The sequence below is a fragment of the Amycolatopsis sp. NPDC031561 genome (genome assembly GCF_055580625.1).
Genome location: NZ_JBVILA010000013.1, coordinates 163,002 through 182,834 on the forward strand (window position 1 = coordinate 163,002; position 19,833 = coordinate 182,834).

Here is a 19,833-nt window from a genome sequence, read left to right on the forward strand (position 1 = left end):
ATCGCCGTCCGCAAGGCTTGGTGACATGCTGATCCTGTCCCATGGCGACGTTCGGCGGATCCTCGACGGCGCGGAGCACGATGTGCTGGCCGCGGTGCGCTCCGCGTACGTCCTGCACGCCCAAGGCCGGACGGCCGTGCCACACTCGGTGTTCCTGCGATTCCCCGGCGACGAGCGCAACCGGATCATCGCGCTGCCCGCCTACCTGGACTCGCCCGAGACCGCGGTCGCCGGAGTCAAATGGGTGTCGTCGTTCCCCGGCAACGTGAACTCCGCGCTGGACCGGGCGTCGGCGGCCATCATCCTCAACTCGATGCGGACCGGCCATCCCGAGGTGTTCCTCGAGGGCGCGACCATCTCGGCGCGGCGCACCGCGGCGAGCGCGGCGGTCGCCGCCGCCACCCTCGGCACCGGCGGCTCCGGGGTCACCCTCATCGGATGCGGCGTGATCAACTTCGAGGTCCTGGCGTTCCTGCGGGCCGTGGACGCCGGACTGGACTCGGTTACGCTGTTCGACCTCGACCAGGATCGGGCCGCCGCCTTCGCGGTCAAGTGCGCCGCCCGGTGGCCCGAGGTGAAGATCGACATCGCCACCAGGGTCGAGGACGCCCTCGCCGCGCACCCGTTGGTGTCCCTGGCGACCAACGCGACGGTCCCGCATCTGGACGGTTCGCACTGCCGGCCGGGAACGCTGATCCTGCACCTTTCCCTGCGCGACCTCACGCCGGAGACGATCCTGTCCGGCGTCAACATCGTTGACGACGCCGACCACGTCTGCCGGGCCGCGACGTCACCGCACCTCGCGGAGCAGCAGGTCGGCCACCGCGACTTCATCGCCCACTCGCTCGGCGAACTGCTCCTCGCGGGCGGCGACTACCAGCGAAGTGCGGACGACCTCACGGTCTTCTCGCCGTTCGGGCTCGGCGTACTGGACCTCGCCGTCGCGGACCTCGTCCACCGGCGTGCGCGGGAGCTCGGCCTGGGGGTCCGTGTTCCGGACTTTCTCGGCAACGTGTCCGGCTGACCGGCGCTGGGATCCTTCACGCTGTACCTTCCGGAAGCGGTAGCAGAACCTCCACGCGGTCAATGCGTCAATTGACACAAGCCCCGTCGAAACTTCTTGCTAATCATGAATCATGAGAACGCGATCAGCTGTGCATCGGACCGTGCTGGCGGTGGATGTACAGGGATTCGGCGACCGGTGGCGGACCACACCGCATCAGCTCGCGGTGCGGAAGGGCATGTACCGCGCGCTGGAGAACGCCTTCAACGCCACGGGTATTTCGTGGGCCGAGTGTCACCGAGAGGACCGCGGTGACGGCCTCATGGTGATGGCTCCTTCACGGGCGCCCAAGTCACTGTTCGTGGAGCTGTTCCCGCACGCGGTGGCCGCGGAGTTGCGTGCGCACAACGCGACGCGACCGGTGGAGCAGCAGATTCGGTTGCGCCTCGCGTTGCATGCCGGGGAGGTGGTCTTCGACGCGCGCGGGGTCACCGGTGCGGCGGTCGATCTGACGTTCCGGCTGCTGGACGCGCCCGTACTGAAGCAAGCGTTGGCGGAGTCGCCGGGTGTGCTGGCGATGGTCACGTCGGGGTGGTTCTTCGAAGAGGTCGTGCGCAACAGCCCGGTCGCGGATCCGGCGGCCTACAGCCGGGTACGAGTGGCTGTGCAGGGGATCACGACGATCGCGTGGATCAGCCGTCCGGACCAGCCTTATCCCGGTGATCGCGAATCCGGAGGGACGGTCACGATGACCGCAACCTCGTCGGACAGCGGCAGGGTGTACCAGGCCGCGCGGGACCAGTAGATCACCGAGGACTGAACCAGAGCCGGGTCTCTACGGACTTCGTGATGCCCAGCGTCTATGTCGCGAAAGCCACTTTCGGGACATCAGACGTCCCGAAAGTGGCTTTCGCGACATCCGGAATGGCTGGCGCGGCCTCACGACGGCCCGGATCACCGAGCCCTAAAGACTCGTGAGTGGTAAAGACGGTTAGAACCGTCCTTACCACTCACGAGACCGGTCAGGCAGAGCTCCGCGGCGACGTCTTCTCCGTGTCGGTGGCCTGCGCGGTGGTCGGCATTTCGACCGGCACCGCAACCGCCGTCTCGGGCGCGGACCGCAACGGCATCCGCCGGACGTCCGGCAGGGCGAGCAGCGCGACGTTGAACCCGCCCACCAGCACGGCGGCGAAGATCAAGACGGTCGATTCGCTGGTCATCATCGCCACCGGCGCGGCGAGGGCGAGACCCAGTGGACGGGCGGCGAAGGACAGGAGCGCGTCGTAGGAATCGGCCCTGGCCAGGGTTTGCGGCGGGAACTGCTGTTGCATCACCGTCTGCCACAGCGTGTTCAGAATGCCCAGGCCGAGCATCGCCACGAAGTAGGCCGCGGCGTTCAGCCACACCGGGCCGGGAATCGCGAACGCGGCCAGTGGCAGGGCGAACACCGCGCCACCCAGTGAGGTCGCGATCAGTGGCCGGGCTATCGGCAGGCGCGGCGCCAGGAACGAGCCGATGATCATGCCCACCATGCCGCACTGATAGATGATCACCCACGAGATCTCGCCGCCCAGTACGCGGATGGCGATCAGCGGCCCGAGTGTCATGAAGATGCCGGCCGTGAGGTTCGAAACGCCGTGCCCGAGCAGGTTCGTCCAGAACCACCGGCGCTTGCGTACCTCCGTCCAGCCCTCGACCAGGTCGCGGACGAACGTGGCTTCCTTGCTCCTGGCCGGCCGGGCGGCGGTGCGGAGTCCGCCGAGCAGCGCGCCGCCCGCGAAGAACACGGCCGCGATGACGACGAACAGCCAGCCCGCGCCCACGGTCACGATCAGGAGGCCCACCACACCGGGGCCCACCACGAGTGCCAGCCCTCTGGCCATGCCGAGCTGCCCGTTGACGCGCAGGCGGTCGCGTTCCGGCACGGTCGCGATGACCAGCGGCGACATCGTCGGCGTGCCGATGGCGATGGCGGCGCCCGCGACGGCCGAGAGGATGGCCAGATGCAGGATCTGCATCGAGCCGAGGAGTAGTTCGACACCGATGGCCAGTTGCACCAGGCCGCGCACCACGTCGGCGGCGAACGCGAGCCGCTGCGGGCGCAGGCGGTCGGCGATCACCCCGCCGATCGGCAGCAGGAGCAACTGGGGGATCAGCTCACAGGCGAGGACGACACCCACGGCGGTGCCGGAATCGGTGGCTTCGATGATCGCCAGGATCAGCGCGGTCGGGATCATCGCGGTGCCGAGCAACGACAGCGACCGGCCGACGAGGAGACGGCGGATCGTGGCGGGCACGGCGGTGGTGACGGGAGTGCTCACGCGATCCCTCCCGCCGTGGCGACGACGCGGCGGCCGGCGACGGCTTCGGCCATCCCGGTGCCCAGTTCGTCCACCAGCGCCGGTGGCGCGTGGAGGAAAGCGTGATGCTCGCCTTCCAGCACCACCTGCCGGAATCGACCAGGCTCCGCGTACTCGGCCCAGCCGGTGCTCTGCTCCGGCCGGATCTCGACGTCGTCGCTCCAGCCGATCGCGTGGATCGTCGACGGCAGTTTCACCGGGGTGTCCAGGTGGTAGGCCTTGTTCGCATCAACATCCTTGCGCAGCACTCGCAACCCCATCGCGATCATGTCAGGACTGGCGTTTCCGCCGAGCTGCCCCACGAACGCGGTGAGTTCGGTGGCGAGTTCGGCGTTGGTCAATTCGAGGAACCGGCCGAACGGGCCGTCGTGCGGGGAAACTTGCGACGAGAGGAACAACCGGTCCGGCGTGGGCAGGCCACGTTCCCACAGGTGCAGGGCCAGCGCGAAACCGGGTAGGGCACCGCCGCAGTGCCCGAAGAAGCCGAACGGGCGATCGAAATACGGCAGCAGCTGGTCCGCCAGCTGCCCGGCCAGCTCCTCATAGGTGCCGTAGTGCGGTTCCTTGATGCGGTTCTCCCGTCCGGGTGGCTGTACGAAACAGATTTCGGCGGGACCGGCGAACGCGGGCCAGCGGTTGTACATCGAAGCGCCGACGCCCGAATAGGGGAAACAGAACAGGCGAGCGGCCGAATCGGCTCGGGGTTTGCGCAACAGGACGCGTTGCGGCTTGGCTGGACTGGGGGAAGACATGACCACCTCGGAAAGAGAGCGAAGGGAGGATCACCGGGTTGCTGGAATCGGCCCGTCGGCCGCGATCGCTTCCTCCAGTTCTTCTTCGGCGCCTTGACGCAACCGCGCGGAGACGCGCATGTCCTTGATGCCCGCGACGAAATTGGACGTGAGGTGTTCGACCGGCGTGTCCAGCCGGAATTCCGCGACCTTCCCGACGATTTCCTCGAACAGCAGCCGCAGCGCGATCCGCGCGAGCGGGGCGCCGATGCAGTAGTGCGGGCCGAAACCGAAGGCGACGTGCCGGTTGGGGGAGCGGGCGACGTCGAAGCGGAAGGGGTCGGCGAACACCTCTTCGTCCCGGTTGGCCGATCCGAGCCACGCCACGACGGCGTCACCGCGCCGCAGTTCCACGCCCCGGATCTCCGTGGGCTGCACGACGTAGCGCATGAAGTGGTTCGCCGGTGACGACCAGCGCAGCCCCTCTTCGACGGCGCTGGTCACCAGCCTGGGATCCTCGGCCACCCGCCGATACTCATCGGGGTGCTCGATGAGGGCCAGCACCGTTCCCGCGACCGCGTGCGGCGTGGTGACGTTCGCGCCGAGCAGCAGGCTGTAGCAGTTGTAGACGATCTCGTCGTGCCGGAAGGCGCGGCCGCCGACGCTCATCCGCATCAGCGCGCCCACGAGGTCGTCGCCCGGTTCGCCCGCCCGGCGCCGGACCTCGCCCGAGAAGTACGAGAACAGTTCGTGGTGCGCCGAAGCCAGCGTGCCGCCGCCCTTGCCCTGGCGGAATTCCGGGTCGTCCGGGGCGACGGCCATCGTGGTCAGGCGGGTGAGCCGCGGCCAGTCGGCTTCGGGAAGCCCCATCAGCGTCCCGGTGAACGCCATCGGGAAGTCGGCGGCGGAGCGGGCGAGGTTCCACGAACCCGTCGCCAGCGGCGCGATCATGCGATTGACGACCCGCCGGACCTTCGGGACCATCGGCCGCAGGGCCCGTGCCGAAAGCATGTCCATCATCGGCCGCCGCATCGACGTGTGCACGGGCGGATCGCTGGCCGCCATCATCTTGCCGCCCGCAGGGTCGCGGCCGCCCAAGATCGACAGTAGGGTGCCCCGGTTCGACGTGAAGCGGGTGTGGTCGCGCAGGACGTCGTTGACGTCGTGGTACTTGGTGACCGACCAGAACGAGCGGCCGTCGGGCAGCACCTGGCGGTGCACCGGCGAGTGCAGGCGCATCGCCGTCCAGACCGGATGCGGATCACCGGACCCGTAGAGCGTCGGCGCGTGGAGGTCCGCCTCGTCGATCTCGTGCGGGGCCACCGCCGTGTCGTCGGCGCTGATCTTCATCGGGGCTCCTTCTCGATCGAGGTTTCACCGTCGATCAGAGCGGCGAGTTCCGCCACGGACGGGTTCTCGTAGAACGCGTAGGTGGGCACGTCGACGTTGTGGGCTTCGCTGATCTCCGTGGTCAGGCGGACCGCTACGAGCGAGTGCCCGCCCGCTTCGAAGAAGTCGTCGTCGACGCCGATCCGGTCGATCTGGAGCAGATCCGCCCAGAGTTCGGCGAGCCACGCCTCCAAGGGGGTTCCCGGCGCGCGGTAGTCGGTGCTCAGATCTCCGCGTTCCGGGAGCGGCAGGCCGGCGAGGGCGTCGCGGTCGACCTTCCCGTTCGCGGTCAGCGGGAGTTCGTCCAGCCGGACGAACCGGCCGGGGACCAGGTAGGGCGGCAGGGTCTCCCCGAGGTGCGCGCGCAGCCCGGCGGTGATGATCGTGTCGTCGCAGGCGTAGTACGCGACCAGGCTGTGCCCGGTGCCCGACGGCAGCGCGAGGACGGCGGCGTCGTACACCTCCGGGTGAGTCCGCAACGCGGCCTCGATTTCGGCGGGCTCCACCCGGAAGCCGCGGATCTTGACCTGTCGGTCGTTGCGGCCCGCGAACTCGATCTGCCCGTCGGGCAGACGGCGGCCGAGGTCGCCGGTCGCGTACATGCGATCGCCGGGGACACCGGAGAAGGGATCGGGCAGGAAACGGTCCGCGGTGGCGGCGGGCGCACCGAGGTAGCCGTGCGCGAGGCCGAGCCCGGCGGCGAAGATCTGGCCCAGTTCCCCGTCCGGGACCGGGGCGCCGTGCTCGTCGAGCAGGTACACCCTCGTCCCGGTGATGGCGTGGCCGATCGGGACACTGCGGGTACCCACCGGCCGGTCGAGGACGGCGCAGCAGGTGAACGTCGTGTTCTCGGTCGGGCCGTAGCCGTTGAGCACGGTGGTGGACGGCAGCGCCTCGATGGCTTTGTCCACATGGGACGGTGAGAGGACGTCGCCACCCGCGATCAGGATCCGCAGTCCGGTCAGGTCCCGCGGCCCCGCTTCGATCACCTGGTGGAACAGTCCCGCGGTCAGCCACAGGACGGTGACCTTCTCCGCGCGGACGAGCGCGGTCACGTCGGCAGGACGCAGTTCTCCCGCCGGTGCGACGACGAGCCTGCCGCCGTTGAGCAGCGCTCCCCAGAATTCGAGGGTCGACGCGTCGAACGCGGCGGGCGCGAGCTGGAGGAAGGCGTCTTCCGGACCGACCGGCAGGAAACGCGCGCCGATGACGAGCCGGAGGACGGCGCGATGCGGGACGACCACGCCCTTCGGCGTACCGGTCGAGCCCGACGTGTACGCGATGTAGGCGGTGTCTTCACCGCCGACGTCGATCGCCGCGGCTGGATCGTCGACGCTTTCGGCGCCGGCCGTCAGTTCGGCCAGCGTCGTCCACGAAGTTCCTGGCGCCGCAACGGTTTCTTCCGTGATCACGATCCTGGGGCCCGCGTCCCGCAGGATCGTGTCGCGCCGGGAGTCCGGGGTGTGCGGATCGAGGACGAGGTAGGCGGCGCCCGCTTTCAGGACCGCCAGCAGCAGGACCACGAGGTCCGCCGAACGCGGCAGGACGATGCCGACGGCATCCCCCGGTACGACACCGGCCGCACGCAGTGCGGTCGCGAGCTTCGCCGACGACTGATCGAGTGCGCCGTAGCTCAAGACCCTGGCACCATCGGTGACAGCGACGGCTCCCGGGTTCTTCCTGGCCTGCTGTCCGAACGCGTCGACGACGGACCGCGCGGGCGCGGCGTCGAGGGTGCGTTCCTCCATGGTGGATGTGGTGGACACTGTGGTCATCCCTTCTCTTCCCGCTTGCCGGAATCCAGCGCGATCCAGACCGAGGCCGCTTTGGCCAGCAGCCGTCCCGTTTCGTCGTAGAGCGAGGTGCCGACGTTGGCCGTTCGGCCGTGCCGCCGCCGGAGCCTGCCGACGATCACATGGGTGCGCCCGGGGAGCGGTCTCTTGTGGACGATCGCGCTCATCCGGCCGAGCACCATCGGTTCCCGGACCGGGTCGCCGGTCCAGCCGCCGGGGCAGTCGAGCACGCTCCACACCAGCGCGGTGGGCACTTCGCCGCCGTCGTCCGCTTCGGGGGTCCAGGTGCACGCCACGAGATCGCGGCCGTCGACCTTGCCGGGGGTCACCGGGAAGCCGCCGGACGGCGCGCGTTCGACGCCGCAGACGAAGCAGGTGGGGAACGGATGCCCTTCCCAGCCTTCGAAAGCCGATTCCGCCTGCTTCGCCTCCGTCACCGTGACGGGTTCGACTTCCTCGACCTTCCCGGCTTCGGGGCCGATGGTCGCGATCAGGCGTTCTCCGTGCCACACCTGGGTGCGCCGGGCTCCCGCCCGTACCTCGAGATCGGTCTGGAGCGGCGGTGGCGTGTGCAGGGTGACCGCGGGCGGGGTCGTCTCCGGGAACGCGGCCAGCCCGGCGAACACGCCGCACGCGTATCCGCCGTTCGCGCTGTGCGCGGGCCCGTTGTAGGCGCCGCCGATCCGGACCTCCATCAGGACTGTCCCCAGTGGACCTGCCGGAGCGGGAACTCCGCGCAGAGATCCCGGACGGCGGCGCCGACTTCGGTACGGACCGCCTCGTCGAGATGCCAGATCCGGTCGCCGTCGGGGCGGACGGCGGACAGCACGCGGTCGACCAGCCCGGCACAGCGGATCACCGCGTCGTCGGTCAGGCCCCGGGCGGCCAGGATGTTCGTGCCGAACCGCAGACCGCTCGTCACCAGCGGACCGTGCGGGTCGCCGTCGATCACGTTCTTGTTCGCGACGATGCCGCACGACTCCAGCGCCTGTTCGGCGATCACCCCGGTCAGCCCTGCCTGGCCGACGTCGACCAGCACCAGGTGGTTGTCGGTGCCGCCGGTGAGCACCTCGTACCCGGCCCCCATCAGCTCGACGGCCAGCGCGTCGGCGCTGGTCCTGATGCGCTGGGCGAGCGCGCGGAATTCGGGCGTGAGCACCAGATCGAGGGCGCGGGCCTTGGCCGCGATCGAATCGAACGCGGGCGTGCCCTGGAAGTAGGGGAAGACGGCGTTGCGCATGACGTCGGCGAGCGGGCGGCCCCGCCTCGCCGCGACCGGCGCGTCGGCGTCCTTGCCGAGCAGGATCAGGCCGCCGCGGGGGCCGTAGAGCTGCTTGTACGTACTGGTGGTGGTGACGTGGGCGTGGTCGACGGGGCTCGGGTGCAGCCCCGCCGCGATCAGCCCGGCCACATGCGAGATGTCCGCGAGCAGATACGCGCCGACCTCGTCGGCGATCGCCCGGAACCGGGCGTAGTCGATGGTCCGGGGATAGGAACTGGCCCCGCACACGATCACCCGCGGCCGGTGTTCCCGTGCCAGGGTGGCGACCTGGTCGTAGTCGATCAGGCCTGCGCGATCGGTGCCGTAGGAGACGGAGGTGAAGTACCGGCCGGTGACCGACGCGGACGCGCCGTGCGTCAGATGCCCGCCGGCGTTGAGGGCCATGCCCAGGACGACGTCGCCGGGGGAGAGCAGGCTGAACAGGACGATCTGGTTGGCGTTGCTGCCCGAATGCGGCTGCACGTTGGCGTACCTGGCGTGGAAGACACGCTGCGCGCGATCGATGGCCAGCTGTTCGATCTCGTCGACGATCGCGCTCCCGGCGTGGAACCGCGCGCCCGGATAGCCCTCCGCGGTCGTGTTCCCGAGCACGGATCCCGCGGCCGCGAGCACCGACGGATCCGCCACGCTGGCGGCCGCGATCATGGCGAGGGTGCTGTCCTGGCGGACGCGTTCGCGTTCGATCAGGCCGAACAGCTCCGGATCGGCGCGGTGGTGGCCGTGCGGGTCGTCGGCGGCCCGGTCGGCGAAATCCGCGATGTTCGCGAGGGTCATGCTTTGCTCCTGTCGAAGGCAGCGCCCGGCAGAGACACCGAGTCAGCGGGAGAACCGGCGAGCCGGTCCGCCGCGGTGAGCAGGTCGTCGCGCAGCCGGTCCAGGGCGTCGTTGCCGTGCCGGGTGAGATCCACGGTGATTTCGCAGCGGACGCCGCCGGCCCGTGGCTCGTTGAGCGTCTCGATGCGGATCGGGAATTCGGCCTTTTCCCGCATGTCCTCCTCCGGGCGCAGCAGACCGGCCTCGAGTAGGCCGTCGCGCGCGTGGAAGTGGACGTAGTTGAAGGCCGAGTCGAACGGACGGCGGCCGAGCAGCTTGCGGACCTCGGAATCCGGGAAGCGCCGGTACGGGAGCAGCGTGTTCTCGGCGGCCAGCGCCGAATCCGCGGCCTCCCGCCAGGTGCCGTCCGTGACCGGCAGGCGCAACGGGAGATAGTTGAGGAACAGCCCGATGGTCAGGTCCGCGCCGGTCACCTCCGGCCTGCCGCTGACCGGTATCCCGATCACCGGCGCCGGGTTCCCGGTGAGGGACGCGACCGCCGCGGCGTGGGTCACCAGCATCAGCGATTTCAGGGGCACCCCCCACGACGCCGAGCGTTTCGTCAGCGCCGCGGTGAGGTCGGTCGGCAGGACGAAACCGATCTTGCGGTACTCGGGGGTGGCCGAGGGCGGTTCCGCGCCCAGATGCGGCCGGAGGCCTTCGAAGTAGGCCCGCGCGTCCGTGTCGCGCAGCGCGGCGCGCTCGAGCCGGACGTAGTCCTCGGCGGGGGCGGGCGTGCCCAGGTCCACGCTACCGCCGTCGAGCAGGGCGGCGTACACGCGGACCACTTCGCTGACGAACAGCGATTCGCTCCAGCCGTCCATGATCGCGTGGTGGAACGCGTGGGAGAACCGGAAAGAACGGTCGTCGAGCGCGGCGGCGTGCACGCGGATCAGCGGCGCCGTCTCCGGATCGAACGGCTGCCCGAGCGACGCCATGACCTGCTCGTGCCGGTCGGCGACGGCGTCTTCGGCCAGGCCTCGGTGGTCGGCGACCTCGAGCGGGATCGTGGCCTGCTTTTCGACCACCTGCATCGCCTCGCTGAACGACACCAGGTCGAATCCGGAGCGCAGCGCGGGATGGCGTGCCGAAACGGTGGAGAGTGCCTTCGCGAGGGTTTCCTCGACGAGCGGGCGATCGACCACCCGCGACACCACCTCGTGGTAGAGCTCTCCGCCGCTGAGCAGGGATTCGTAGATCAGGCCGAGCTGGAGCCGGGTGGCCGGGTGGACCCGCTCCGCGCTCGCCGGGACGAGAGCCCGGTCTTCGGGGGAGAGCAGTTCGGCCGTGTCGTCCTCCGGTTCGGCACCCAGCGCCGAACACATCCCGCGCACGGTCGGGTTCCGGAACAGGTCGACCAGGGTGAGGTGCATCCCCCGCTCGGCCGCCGCCCCGATGACCTTCAGCGCGAGCAGGGAATCACCGCCGAGGGCGAAGAAGTCCGCGTCGCCGTCGACCCGCTCGATACCGAGCACGTCCCGCCAGATCTCGGCCAGCGCGTCCTCGGCGTGGCCGGTGGTGTCAGTCATCGTCTTCTCGCTCCGGGTATTCGTCACAGTGCGCCGATCTCCGCGCCGCTGACGGCACGCGGGCCGTCCTCGAAGGTGAAGCGGAAGACCAGCCGTCCGCTGATCGCCGCGGTCAGGCCCGCCAGTTCCGCGTGGTCGCCGACGCGGCCGATGGTCATGTCGAGTTCGTGGGTGTGCACCCCGCCGGGCAACGTGGCGCCGGGTTTGCCGAACGGGCGGTACACGCTCACGCCGGGCAGTTCGCGGACCCGCTCGCCCCCGTCGATGCCGTCCAGCACGCATTTGCGCCGCGGTGCCGGATGGAACTGCTGGAAGAACACCGAGTCCCGCGGCGGAGGCGGCACCCGGGCGTCCTCGCCGAGGGCGATCCGCCCGCCGATCTCGATCAGGTTGACGCCGAGAGCGCGGATCGAGAGCTCGCTGATGCCGCCGCCGAGCCGTCCGTTCACCTCGATCAACCGGGGGCCGTCCGGGGTGAGCTTGAACTCGGTGTGCACCAGGCCGGTGGTGATGCCGAGCGCGGCGATCGCCCGGCGCGCGACGGCCTGCATCTCGTCGTCTTCGGCCCGCCCCAGCGGCGACGGCCAGAACCGGCCGGTCTCCCGGAACGGCGGGACCATCGGCAGTTTCCCGGTGACCGCGAGATCGTCGATCCGGCCCGCCACGACGACGTTCTCCACCGAGACGTAGTCGCCGAAGGCACCGCAATCCCGGCCGGGCAGGTATTCCTCCAGGATCAGCCCGCCCGACGGGTCGTAGCCGGGCGCGCCCTCGGAGAGCAGCCGCCGGGCCAGCGCTTCGCCGTCGGCGCTGTCGTGGATCAGGTAGGTGTTCATGCTGGCGCCGCCGTAGAGGGGCTTGAGCACGGCGGGCAGACCGGTCTCGGCGACCGCGGCCGCCCACTCGTCCGGCGTGGTGACGGGGTGGAAACGCACGGCGTCGACACCCGCGGCCCGCAACGCGGACCGCTGCTTCGCCTTGTCGGTCAGGTAGGTCAGCGTCTGCTCGCCCAGGTACGGCAGGTCGAGCGCGCGGGCGAGCGCCCCGGTCAGCCGGAGCGCTTTTTCGCTGTAGGTCACGATTCCCGCCGCGCCTCGCGCGGCGAGTTCCCGCGCGGCGCCGTCGACGGACTCGATCGCGGTGACCCGGCCGAACTGCTCCAGCAGCGGGCGCATCGCGGTGGTGTGCTCGTTGACCGGGATCGCGAACAGGCAGGGCGTCCACGACGCCAGGCCGACCGCGATCTCGCCCGGTGGCGCCGCGCCCTGGTCGTAGACGACGACGAGTGGTCCGGTCATCGGGCGGCCGCTCGCGCCGACGCCGGCCGGATGTCGGTCCACACGGTCGCGATGTGCGCGAGGCAGGCTTCCCTGGTGCCGCTGAAGCCCACTTCGCGCCAGCCCTCGGGCGGAGTGGTGGCGGCGGGCCACACGGAGTACTGCTCTTCGTGATTGACGACGACGGTGTAGTTCACGACTGGCTCCCGGTTCGAAGGGTCGGCAAAGCTTTGGTGAAGGCGTCAGCGAGCGCGCGGACCCGCTTGGCGGACAACAGATCCGCACTGTGCAACCAGGACACGGACAACCGCGACCCGGCGAACACCGCGTAGCACTCCAGCGCGTACGGCCGGGGCATGGCGGGATCGCGGTCCGCGCCGGTGCCCTCGATGCGCACGGCACCGAGCGCGCCGTCGTCCCGGCCGTCCGCCAGATAGGCCGGGGTGCCCCAGAAGTTGAACAGCAGCTGCGGCCGGGGCAGCGCCGTGAGCCGGGCCCGCACGTCCGCGTCGGGATGCAGGAACCGCGCGGTCTCGAAGCCGAATCCCCGGCCGGGCACCGAGCGGTGCAGCGCGGCGATGTCGTCGGTGCTCGCCGAAAGCGGCAACGCGAACGGGTAGGCCGAGTTGAAGTAGCCGACGATCCGGCTGGGATCGAGGTCGAGGACGTCCTCGCGGCCGTGCCCGCCGAGCTGGACCAGCGCCTCGCCGTCTTCTCCGGTCCACTCGCGCAACGCGGTGCCGAGCGTGCCGAGAAGGCATTCGTAGACCGAAAGCCCGCGTTCGCGCGCCGTCTCGGCGATCGCCCGGCTCGCCGCTTCGTCCAGGACGGTGCGGACGTCGCCGACGGCGCCTTCCACCCCGGCGACGCCGTCCGGGACGACCTGGGCGCAGCCCGACCAGTCCCGGTCGAGCCAGTGACCGACGCCGAGCCGGGCCGGATCGGTCCGCACGTAGCCGGTCAAGGCCGCGGCCCACGCCGCCGGGGACGGGCCGGGACGCTCCAGCGAGCCGTCGTCGCCGTCGCGGAGGATCACGGACAGCTCGTCGGTGATCAGGTCCCAGGAGAACAGGTCGACCATCAGGTGGTGGATCACGGCGACCAGCCGGTCCGGGGCGTCGTCGATCCGCAGCAGGCCGAACCGCGCCACCGGGCCCGAGCGCAGGTCGAGCCCTTCGTGCAGCCCGGTCGCGGCCCGATGCGCCCGCTCGCCCACCTCGCTTGCGGGCACCCCGGTCAGGTCGATTTCGGTGACCGGCGGGGCTTCCGGCACCGCGTACTGACGCGGCTCGCCGGTCAGGTCCAGCCGCGAGCGCACCGCGGGATGCCGCCTCGCCAGCACTCGCACCGCTGCCGTGATCTCACCGAGGTCGTAGTGACGGCCGAGATCGTAGGAGACGCCGTGGTTCCAGTGATCCGGGTTCGGCACCCCGCGAGCCAGGAAGGACTGCTGAGCGGGTGTGAGAGGACCGCTGTCGCCGCCGTCCGAGTCCGCCGGGTCCTCGAACGGGATGGCGACCTCGGCGAGCTTCTCCACCGTCGGGTGTTCCAGGATGTGCCGCGGCCGCAACGCGATACCGCGCCGCTTGGCCTCCTGCACGATGCGGATCCCGACGATCGAGTCCCCGCCGAGCGCGAAGAAACCGTGCCGGATCCCGATCTTGTCCGCCGTGGGCAGATGCGCCGCCCACACCTCGCACAGCGTCTCCTCCACCGGCGTGCGCGGCGCGACGTACTCCTCGCGGGAGCGCCTTTCGGCGGCCACGGCCCGCAACGCCCGCCGGTCGACCTTGCCGTTCGCGTTCCAGGGCAAGGAATCCAGCACGATCACCTGGTTCGGGACCATGTAGTCCGGCAGTCGCTCGGCGGCGAACCGCCGCAGGTCCTCGGCGTCGAGCCTGCTTCCGGTCGCGGCGGTCGCGAAGGCGACCAGGCGGGCGAGACCGTGCTCGTCCAGCAATTCGACGGTGGCCCTCGCGACGTCGGGCGAGGTCTCCAGCAGGTGTTCGATCTCGCCGATCTCGACTCGCCTGCCGCGGATCTTGACCTGGCTGTCGGCCCGGCCGAGCAGTACGACCGCGCCGTCCGCACGCCAGTAGCCGAGGTCACCGGTGCGGTACAGGCGGCCGCCGGGGGTGGCGGCGAAGGGATCCGGCACGAACGCCGACGCGGTCATCCCGGGCTCGCCGAGGTAACCGCGGCCGACGCTGCGCCCGCCGATGTGGATCTCCCCGGTGACGCCGGGCGGCACCGGCCGCTGGTCCGGGTCGAGGATGTGCACGGTGACGTTCGGCAGGACCAGCCCGATCGGCGTGTGCCTCTGCTCGTCGGGACCGACGGGGCCGCCCGTCGTGTCGTCGGCGACCTCGGCGGGACCGTAGGCGTTGAGCAGCGGGACGCCGGGCAGCTGGGCGTGCCAGCGGGCGGCCAGGCCGGGGCTCAGGACCTCACCGGTCGAGACCATCAGGTGCAGGTGCTCGCGCAGGCGCGCGGTGAGCCCGGGGTCGTCGCGGAGTTCGTCCAGCAGGACGGCGATGTAGGTCGGCACCAGCGCCAGGCAGCCGAACCGGTGCCGGACGGCGAGCGCGAGCAGCGCGGCCGGATCGCGGACGACGTCGTCGGGGACGACCCGCACGGTCGCCCCCGCGGTGAGCCCGGCGAACATCTGCCAGATCGACAGGTCGAAGGTCAGCGGCGCGGTCTGCGGGACGGTGGCGCCCGGTTTCAGCCCGTAGTCGGGCACCCGCGTGGCCAGCAGGTTGAGGAAGGACCGGTGCTCGATGCAGGCGCCCTTGGGCCGCCCCGTCGAGCCGGAGGTGAAGATGGCGTAGGCGAGGTCGCCCGGCTCGGGTGCCGGACCGAGGTCGGCGACTTCTCCCGCGGGCGCGTTTCGCAGCTCCGCCAAGTCGAATCGCGGTCGCCCGGCCGCGCCCGCCACGCCGGGGACGGCGATCAGCGCGTCCGCCCGGCGGATCAGATCCGCCTGCCGCGCCGGGGGAGTGGCCGGGTCGACCGGCATGTACGCGGCACCGGCGAAGAGGATCCCGACCGCCGTCACCAGGAACCAGGCGTCACGCGGCGCGGCCAGCGCGACGAGGCTTTCCTTGCCGATGCCTTCGGCCCGCAGGCGCAGCGCGATCGCGGTGGCGTGACGGCACAGGTCGGCATAGGTGAACGACTCGATGTCGTCCTCCACGGCCAGTGCGTCAGGCGCCTGCCGGAGCACGAGTTCCCGGTACGGAACGGTGCTGTTCAAAGGTTCGGTCTCGTTGAACCCGGCGAGCAGTGCCGTCGTGACGTCGTCGAGCACACCCAGTTCGCTGACCGTCCGGCCCAGGTCGTGCAGGCCCTCCTCCAGCACGACGCCGATCCCGTCGACCAGGTACCGCAGCCGTGCCGGATCGGCGATCGTCGAGCTTGCTCGGATTCCGCGCGCGTCGCAGGCGAGTGCCAGCGGGGCGGTGCCGGGCCGATCACCCCAGATGAGCTCCAGTGTGCGGCTGTCGCCGGGTGTCTCGTGTGCCATCGCTTCGGCGACCGCGGTGCGCACCTCGCCGAGCCATTCCTGGACGGTCAGTTCCGGCCGGGGCCGGAGGAACAGCGGGAACCGCTCACCCGAAGGAGGTCCGGCCAGCAGCGTGATGCCCTGGTGCGCGCCGAACCGGCGCAGCACGACGGCGGTCGCGGCCGCGACGACGGTCCAGCCGAGGACGGGGTCGCCACCGGTGATCGCGGCCAGCCGGGCGGCCGCGCGCGCGGACCAAGCGGCGGAGGCTTCGGCCCGCTCGGTGCCGAGCGCGTCGAAGAGCCCCGCGACGGCGGTGTCACCGTCGCGCACTTCGCCGTCGTCGCGGCTCGTCAACGGGCTGATACTGGTGCTCATACCGCTCCCTCGGACTCAGAACCGGAAATCGGGCAAGGCGACGGCGGCCGGTGCGGTGCCGGTCAGCTCCAGGAGTGACTCCTTCTCGCCGTTCTCGGCCAGCCGTCGCAGCAGGGTTTCGAAGTCCGCGATCCACCCTTCGACCGTCGCGCGCTCGAAGAGGTCGGCCGCGTACTTGACGCGGCCGCGCAGTTCGCCGCCGTACTCCAGCACCGACACGCTGACCGGGTACGCGGGCGCCGACGGGTCGACGTCGAGCAGCTCGACGCCGGGACCGCCGTCACCGAAGGACTCCGTGATCGGCTCGACCCCCGCGTGATAGGCGAAGTTGGTCGCGGCGAGCATGGCGCTGCCTCCCGGATGCGCCAGCCGCACGATCCGGTCGGTGGGCAGTTCGGCGTGCGCGAGCGCGGCGAGCTGGGACCGGCGGACGTCGGCGAGGTGGTCGCGGAAAAGGGTGTCGGGCAACGGTTTCGAGCGGATCGCGACGGTGTTGACGTAGCAACCGACCACGTCTTCGTCCCGGCGCTCGCGGCCGCTGACCGGGATGGCGACGCTCTGGTCGCGCACGCCGGTGATCTGCCACAGCAGGACCGACCACGCGGCCAGCAGCACCATGTTCACCGTCGCGCGCTCGCGCCGGGCGAGTTCCTTGAGCCCGTCGAACAGGGCGCCGTCCAGCTCCAGGGGCAGCACGCCGCCCGAGCCGGGCACGATCGCCCGTTCCGGGTGGCCGGTGGGCAGGGCCACCTCGGGCGCGCCGCCGAGGTACTCCGTCCAGAACCGGGTGAGCTGCTGTCCGCGTTCGCCCGCCAGGGCCTCGTTCTGTTCGCGCACGAGGTCGAAGTAGGTCCGGGCGGGTACGTCGCCCGACGGTCCGCGCGTCAGTTCGGCCAGCAGGATCCGCCAGGACCAGCCGTCGCAGAAGAGGTGGTGCACGGTCAGCGCCAGCGCGTCCCGTTCGGTGTCGGCGAACCGGATCCGGACGAGCTGGGCCCGGACCGGCCGGTCGTAGGGCGAAAGCGCCGGGCTGATGAGCTCCGCCAGGCCCGCTTCCAGATCCGCTCGCGCGTCGGCGTACGACAGGTGGGAGAGATCGAGGCGGACCTCTTCCAGCGCGACGGTCCTGTCCGTTTCCACTATCTGACGTGGGCCGGATTCGGTGTCCCGTAAGACAGTGCGGAGCATCGGATGCCTGCGGACCAGCTCCGCCAGCCGCTCGCCGACGGCCGCCGTGTCGACGACGCCGTCGAACAACAGGATCTCCGGAACGTTGTAGGCGTTCGAGTCCGGGTCGAGCTGTCCGGCGGCCCAGATCGAAAGTTGCTGTCCGGACAGCGGTCCGGTTTCGGCGGGCTCGGCGGTGGACACGCTCGCCGCGGGCGCCGGCCCGGCGGAAATCTCGGCGGGGATCTCGGCGGCGACGGCTTCGGCGATCCCGCTGATCTCGGTGTGGTCGAACAGATCGAGCACCTCGATGTCGGTGCCGAAGTGCTCGTTGATCCGGCTGACCAGCTGAGCGCCGTTGAGTGAATCGCCGCCCAGCGCGAAGAAGTCGTCGTCCAGCGTGGTGTCCGGCTCCTTGAGCACCGCGCGGACGAACTCGAGCACCTGGTCCGCCACCGACAGTTCCGGTGTCCCGGCGGAATCGGGGGAAGACGGTGTCGTCTCCAGGGGCCAGCAGTGCTCGTCCAGCAACGGCGCGACCGGGAGCCGGGCCCGCAGTGGCGGGGGCGGCACCGCGGCCCGCAGGTCCAGATCGAACCCGAGCAGGTACAACGCGCGCAGCAACTCCGCCGGGGTGGAGACCGGCCGCAGGTTGGCTGCCGGATGGAGCTCGCGGATCGCGGTGCTGAGCGCGCTGCCGGGCGCGAGATCGAGAACGATCGTCCCGTCGGGAACCGACGCCAGCGCGGCACCGAGTTTCGTGGTGTCCGGCTTCGCGGCGCCGGACGCATGGGCCAGCACCAAGGCCGGGGCGAGCCCCAGATCGGTGACGATCGCGCGGAGACCGGCCGTGTGGACCTCCGCCCGCTCGGTGGGCGACCAGGTCGCGTCCGGTCCGGCTGTGGACGAGGCTGTGGCTGTGGCGAATCCGCGATAGTCGCGGGCCCAGTCCAGCAACGTCTTCGTGTCGGCGGGCGCTAGGACACCGCCGACGGCCAGCACGACCGGCGGCGGGGTGACCGCGGTGGTCTCGTCCGGCTCGCTCCCGAGCGCCCGCAGCAACTCGTTCCGGTCGCGGACGACCCACGCGGCACGGTGCGCGAAGTGTTCGCGGCCGACGGCCAGTTGCCGGGCGAGGTCGCCGACGCCGGGGGCACCCGCCTCCGACATCACCGAGCGCAACCGTCCGGTGAGGGACCGCAGTCCGGCCTGGTCGCGGGCGGACAGCAGGATCGCGGTCTCCCGGTCCGATGTGGACGGTGAGGACGGTCGCGGGCCTTCCTCCAGCACGACGTGCGCGTTGGTGCCGCTGAGCCCGAAACTGCTGATGCCCGCGATCCTCGGCGAACCGTCCGCGGGCCACGGCCGGACGTCACCGACGACCTGGACGGGGCCCGATGCCCAGTCCGCCAAGGGATTGGCCTCGCGGAAGTGCGCGGTCGGGAACAGCTGGCCCGCCCGGAACTGGGCGAGGACCCGGAGCAGCCCGGCGAATCCGGCCATGCAGTCCAGGTGACCGAAGTTGCCCTTCGCGGAGGAGATCGGGATCCGCCCGGCGTACCCGGGCCAGTTCGCGACGGCCTGGCCGATGCCCTGCAGTTCGATCGGGTCACCGATCTTGGTCGCCGTACCGTGCGCTTCCAGGTAGCCGATGTCGGCGGGTTCGACGGCGGCGTCACGCCACGCCTTCGTGATGACCTCGGCCTGCCCTGCGGGGCTGGGGGAGGTGAGGCCGTTCGCGCGCCCCGCGTCCTGGTTGACGGCGCTGCCGAGGAGGACCGCGTGCACGGTGTCCCCGTCCCGGCGGGCGTCGGAAAGCCTTTTGAGGACCACGAAACCGCCGCCCTCGCCGAACGTGGTGCCGTCGGCGTCCGCGTCGAACGGACGGCAGCGTCCGGTCGGTGACAGCACGCCGAGGCCGTCGCCGTTCTCGGGACGGCGTGGTGGTGGTCCGAGGATGAGCTCGAAACCACCCACCAGGGCGAGGTCGTGCTCACCGTTGGCCAGTTTCCGGCGCGCTTCGTGCAGTGCGACCAGAAAGGACGAACAGGCCGTGTCCACGACCGTGGCCGCGCCCCGCAGGTCGAGGTGATACGCGATCCGGCCCGCGGAATAGGCGGGCATGCTCCCGATCACCGCGGGCCCGTCGGTCGCGCGATCGCCGGGAAGCAGTTCTCGCAGCGTCGGTTCGGTTCCGCCGTACGCGGCGACGACCACGGAGGTGTCGCTGCCCCGCAGTTCGGCGGGCGCATAACCGGCGTCCCCGAGCGCGCCGACGGCGAGGTGCAGCATCCGCCGTTGCCGCGGATCGATCAGTTCGGCGTCCGCTCGCGAGATCCCGAAATACCGGGGGTCGAAACCGGTGATGTGGTTCAGCCACGCACCGGGCTGGCCGGAGGAGTCCGGCGCCAGCCCTGTTTCCCCGGCCCGGTCGCCGGGCATCTGCCCGACGCGATCGGTACCGGAGCGGAAGAGTTCGGTCAACGATTCCCACTCGGTGAGCCCCGGTAATTCGAAGGACACCCCGATGATCGCGACAGAAATGTCGGCCACGCCTGACACGAATTCTCCTCGCTCTCGGATATCGGTTCAATCGGCGCTCGCCG

13 protein-coding genes are annotated in these 19,833 nt (G+C 70.7%); 2 read left to right on the forward strand and 11 right to left on the reverse strand.

Going from position 1 to position 19,833, the window contains the following annotated elements; translation table 11 throughout:
- Nucleotides 1–25: 25 nt before the first annotated feature.
- A complete protein-coding gene (gene sbnB / locus ACZ5IK_RS25105; protein WP_465489892.1) occupies nt 26–1,024 on the forward strand; it encodes a 2,3-diaminopropionate biosynthesis protein SbnB in 999 nt (332 codons plus the stop codon).
- Between the two features lie 151 nt (nt 1,025–1,175).
- Entirely contained in the window at nt 1,176–1,808 is a 633-nt protein-coding gene (locus ACZ5IK_RS25110; RefSeq protein ID WP_465489893.1) for a nucleotidyl cyclase domain-containing protein, read from the forward strand.
- A gap of 217 nt (nt 1,809–2,025) precedes the next feature.
- Here the strand turns inward: ACZ5IK_RS25110 and ACZ5IK_RS25115 are convergent, their stop codons facing one another.
- Genes ACZ5IK_RS25115 through ACZ5IK_RS25165 form a run of 11 tightly spaced genes read right to left on the reverse strand, consistent with a single transcriptional unit; the run spans nt 2,026 to nt 19,789 of the window.
- Entirely contained in the window at nt 2,026–3,324 is a 1,299-nt protein-coding gene (locus ACZ5IK_RS25115) for an MFS transporter (protein ID WP_465489894.1), read from the reverse strand.
- Nucleotides 3,321–4,115 (reverse strand): thioesterase II family protein, encoded by a 795-nt coding sequence (locus tag ACZ5IK_RS25120; RefSeq protein WP_410598237.1) that lies wholly within the window; start codon nt 4,113–4,115, stop codon nt 3,321–3,323. Before ACZ5IK_RS25120 ends, ACZ5IK_RS25115 begins: the two co-directional genes overlap by 4 nt.
- A 30-nt stretch (nt 4,116–4,145) precedes the next feature.
- A complete protein-coding gene (locus ACZ5IK_RS25125; protein WP_465489895.1) occupies nt 4,146–5,444 on the reverse strand; it encodes a cytochrome P450 in 1,299 nt (432 codons plus the stop codon).
- Nucleotides 5,441–7,258: an amino acid adenylation domain-containing protein gene (locus ACZ5IK_RS25130; protein WP_465489896.1), complete on the reverse strand. Its 1,818-nt coding sequence runs from the start codon at nt 7,256–7,258 to the stop codon at nt 5,441–5,443. Before ACZ5IK_RS25130 ends, ACZ5IK_RS25125 begins: the two co-directional genes overlap by 4 nt.
- Nucleotides 7,255–7,971 carry a hypothetical protein gene (locus ACZ5IK_RS25135; RefSeq protein WP_465489897.1) on the reverse strand — a complete coding sequence of 239 codons (717 nt, stop codon included), beginning with the start codon at nt 7,969–7,971 and terminating at the stop codon, nt 7,255–7,257. The genes ACZ5IK_RS25130 and ACZ5IK_RS25135 overlap by 4 nt, the downstream gene beginning before the upstream one ends.
- Nucleotides 7,971–9,332, reverse strand: a complete 1,362-nt coding sequence (locus ACZ5IK_RS25140; protein ID WP_465489898.1) for a serine hydroxymethyltransferase — start codon at nt 9,330–9,332, stop codon at nt 7,971–7,973. The genes ACZ5IK_RS25135 and ACZ5IK_RS25140 overlap by 1 nt, the downstream gene beginning before the upstream one ends.
- A complete protein-coding gene (locus ACZ5IK_RS25145; protein ID WP_465489899.1) occupies nt 9,329–10,900 on the reverse strand; it encodes a condensation domain-containing protein in 1,572 nt (523 codons plus the stop codon). Before ACZ5IK_RS25145 ends, ACZ5IK_RS25140 begins: the two co-directional genes overlap by 4 nt.
- A 23-nt stretch (nt 10,901–10,923) precedes the next feature.
- Nucleotides 10,924–12,198 (reverse strand): ATP-grasp domain-containing protein, encoded by a 1,275-nt coding sequence (locus ACZ5IK_RS25150; protein WP_465489900.1) that lies wholly within the window; start codon nt 12,196–12,198, stop codon nt 10,924–10,926.
- Complete coding sequence (locus ACZ5IK_RS25155) at nt 12,195–12,374, reverse strand: MbtH family protein (protein ID WP_101607084.1); 180 nt, start codon at nt 12,372–12,374, stop codon at nt 12,195–12,197. Before ACZ5IK_RS25155 ends, ACZ5IK_RS25150 begins: the two co-directional genes overlap by 4 nt.
- Nucleotides 12,371–16,060: an amino acid adenylation domain-containing protein gene (locus tag ACZ5IK_RS25160; RefSeq protein ID WP_465489901.1), complete on the reverse strand. Its 3,690-nt coding sequence runs from the start codon at nt 16,058–16,060 to the stop codon at nt 12,371–12,373. Before ACZ5IK_RS25160 ends, ACZ5IK_RS25155 begins: the two co-directional genes overlap by 4 nt.
- A 15-nt stretch (nt 16,061–16,075) precedes the next feature.
- Nucleotides 16,076–19,789: a condensation domain-containing protein gene (locus tag ACZ5IK_RS25165; RefSeq protein WP_465489902.1), complete on the reverse strand. Its 3,714-nt coding sequence runs from the start codon at nt 19,787–19,789 to the stop codon at nt 16,076–16,078.
- Between the last annotated feature and the right edge of the window lie 44 nt (nt 19,790–19,833).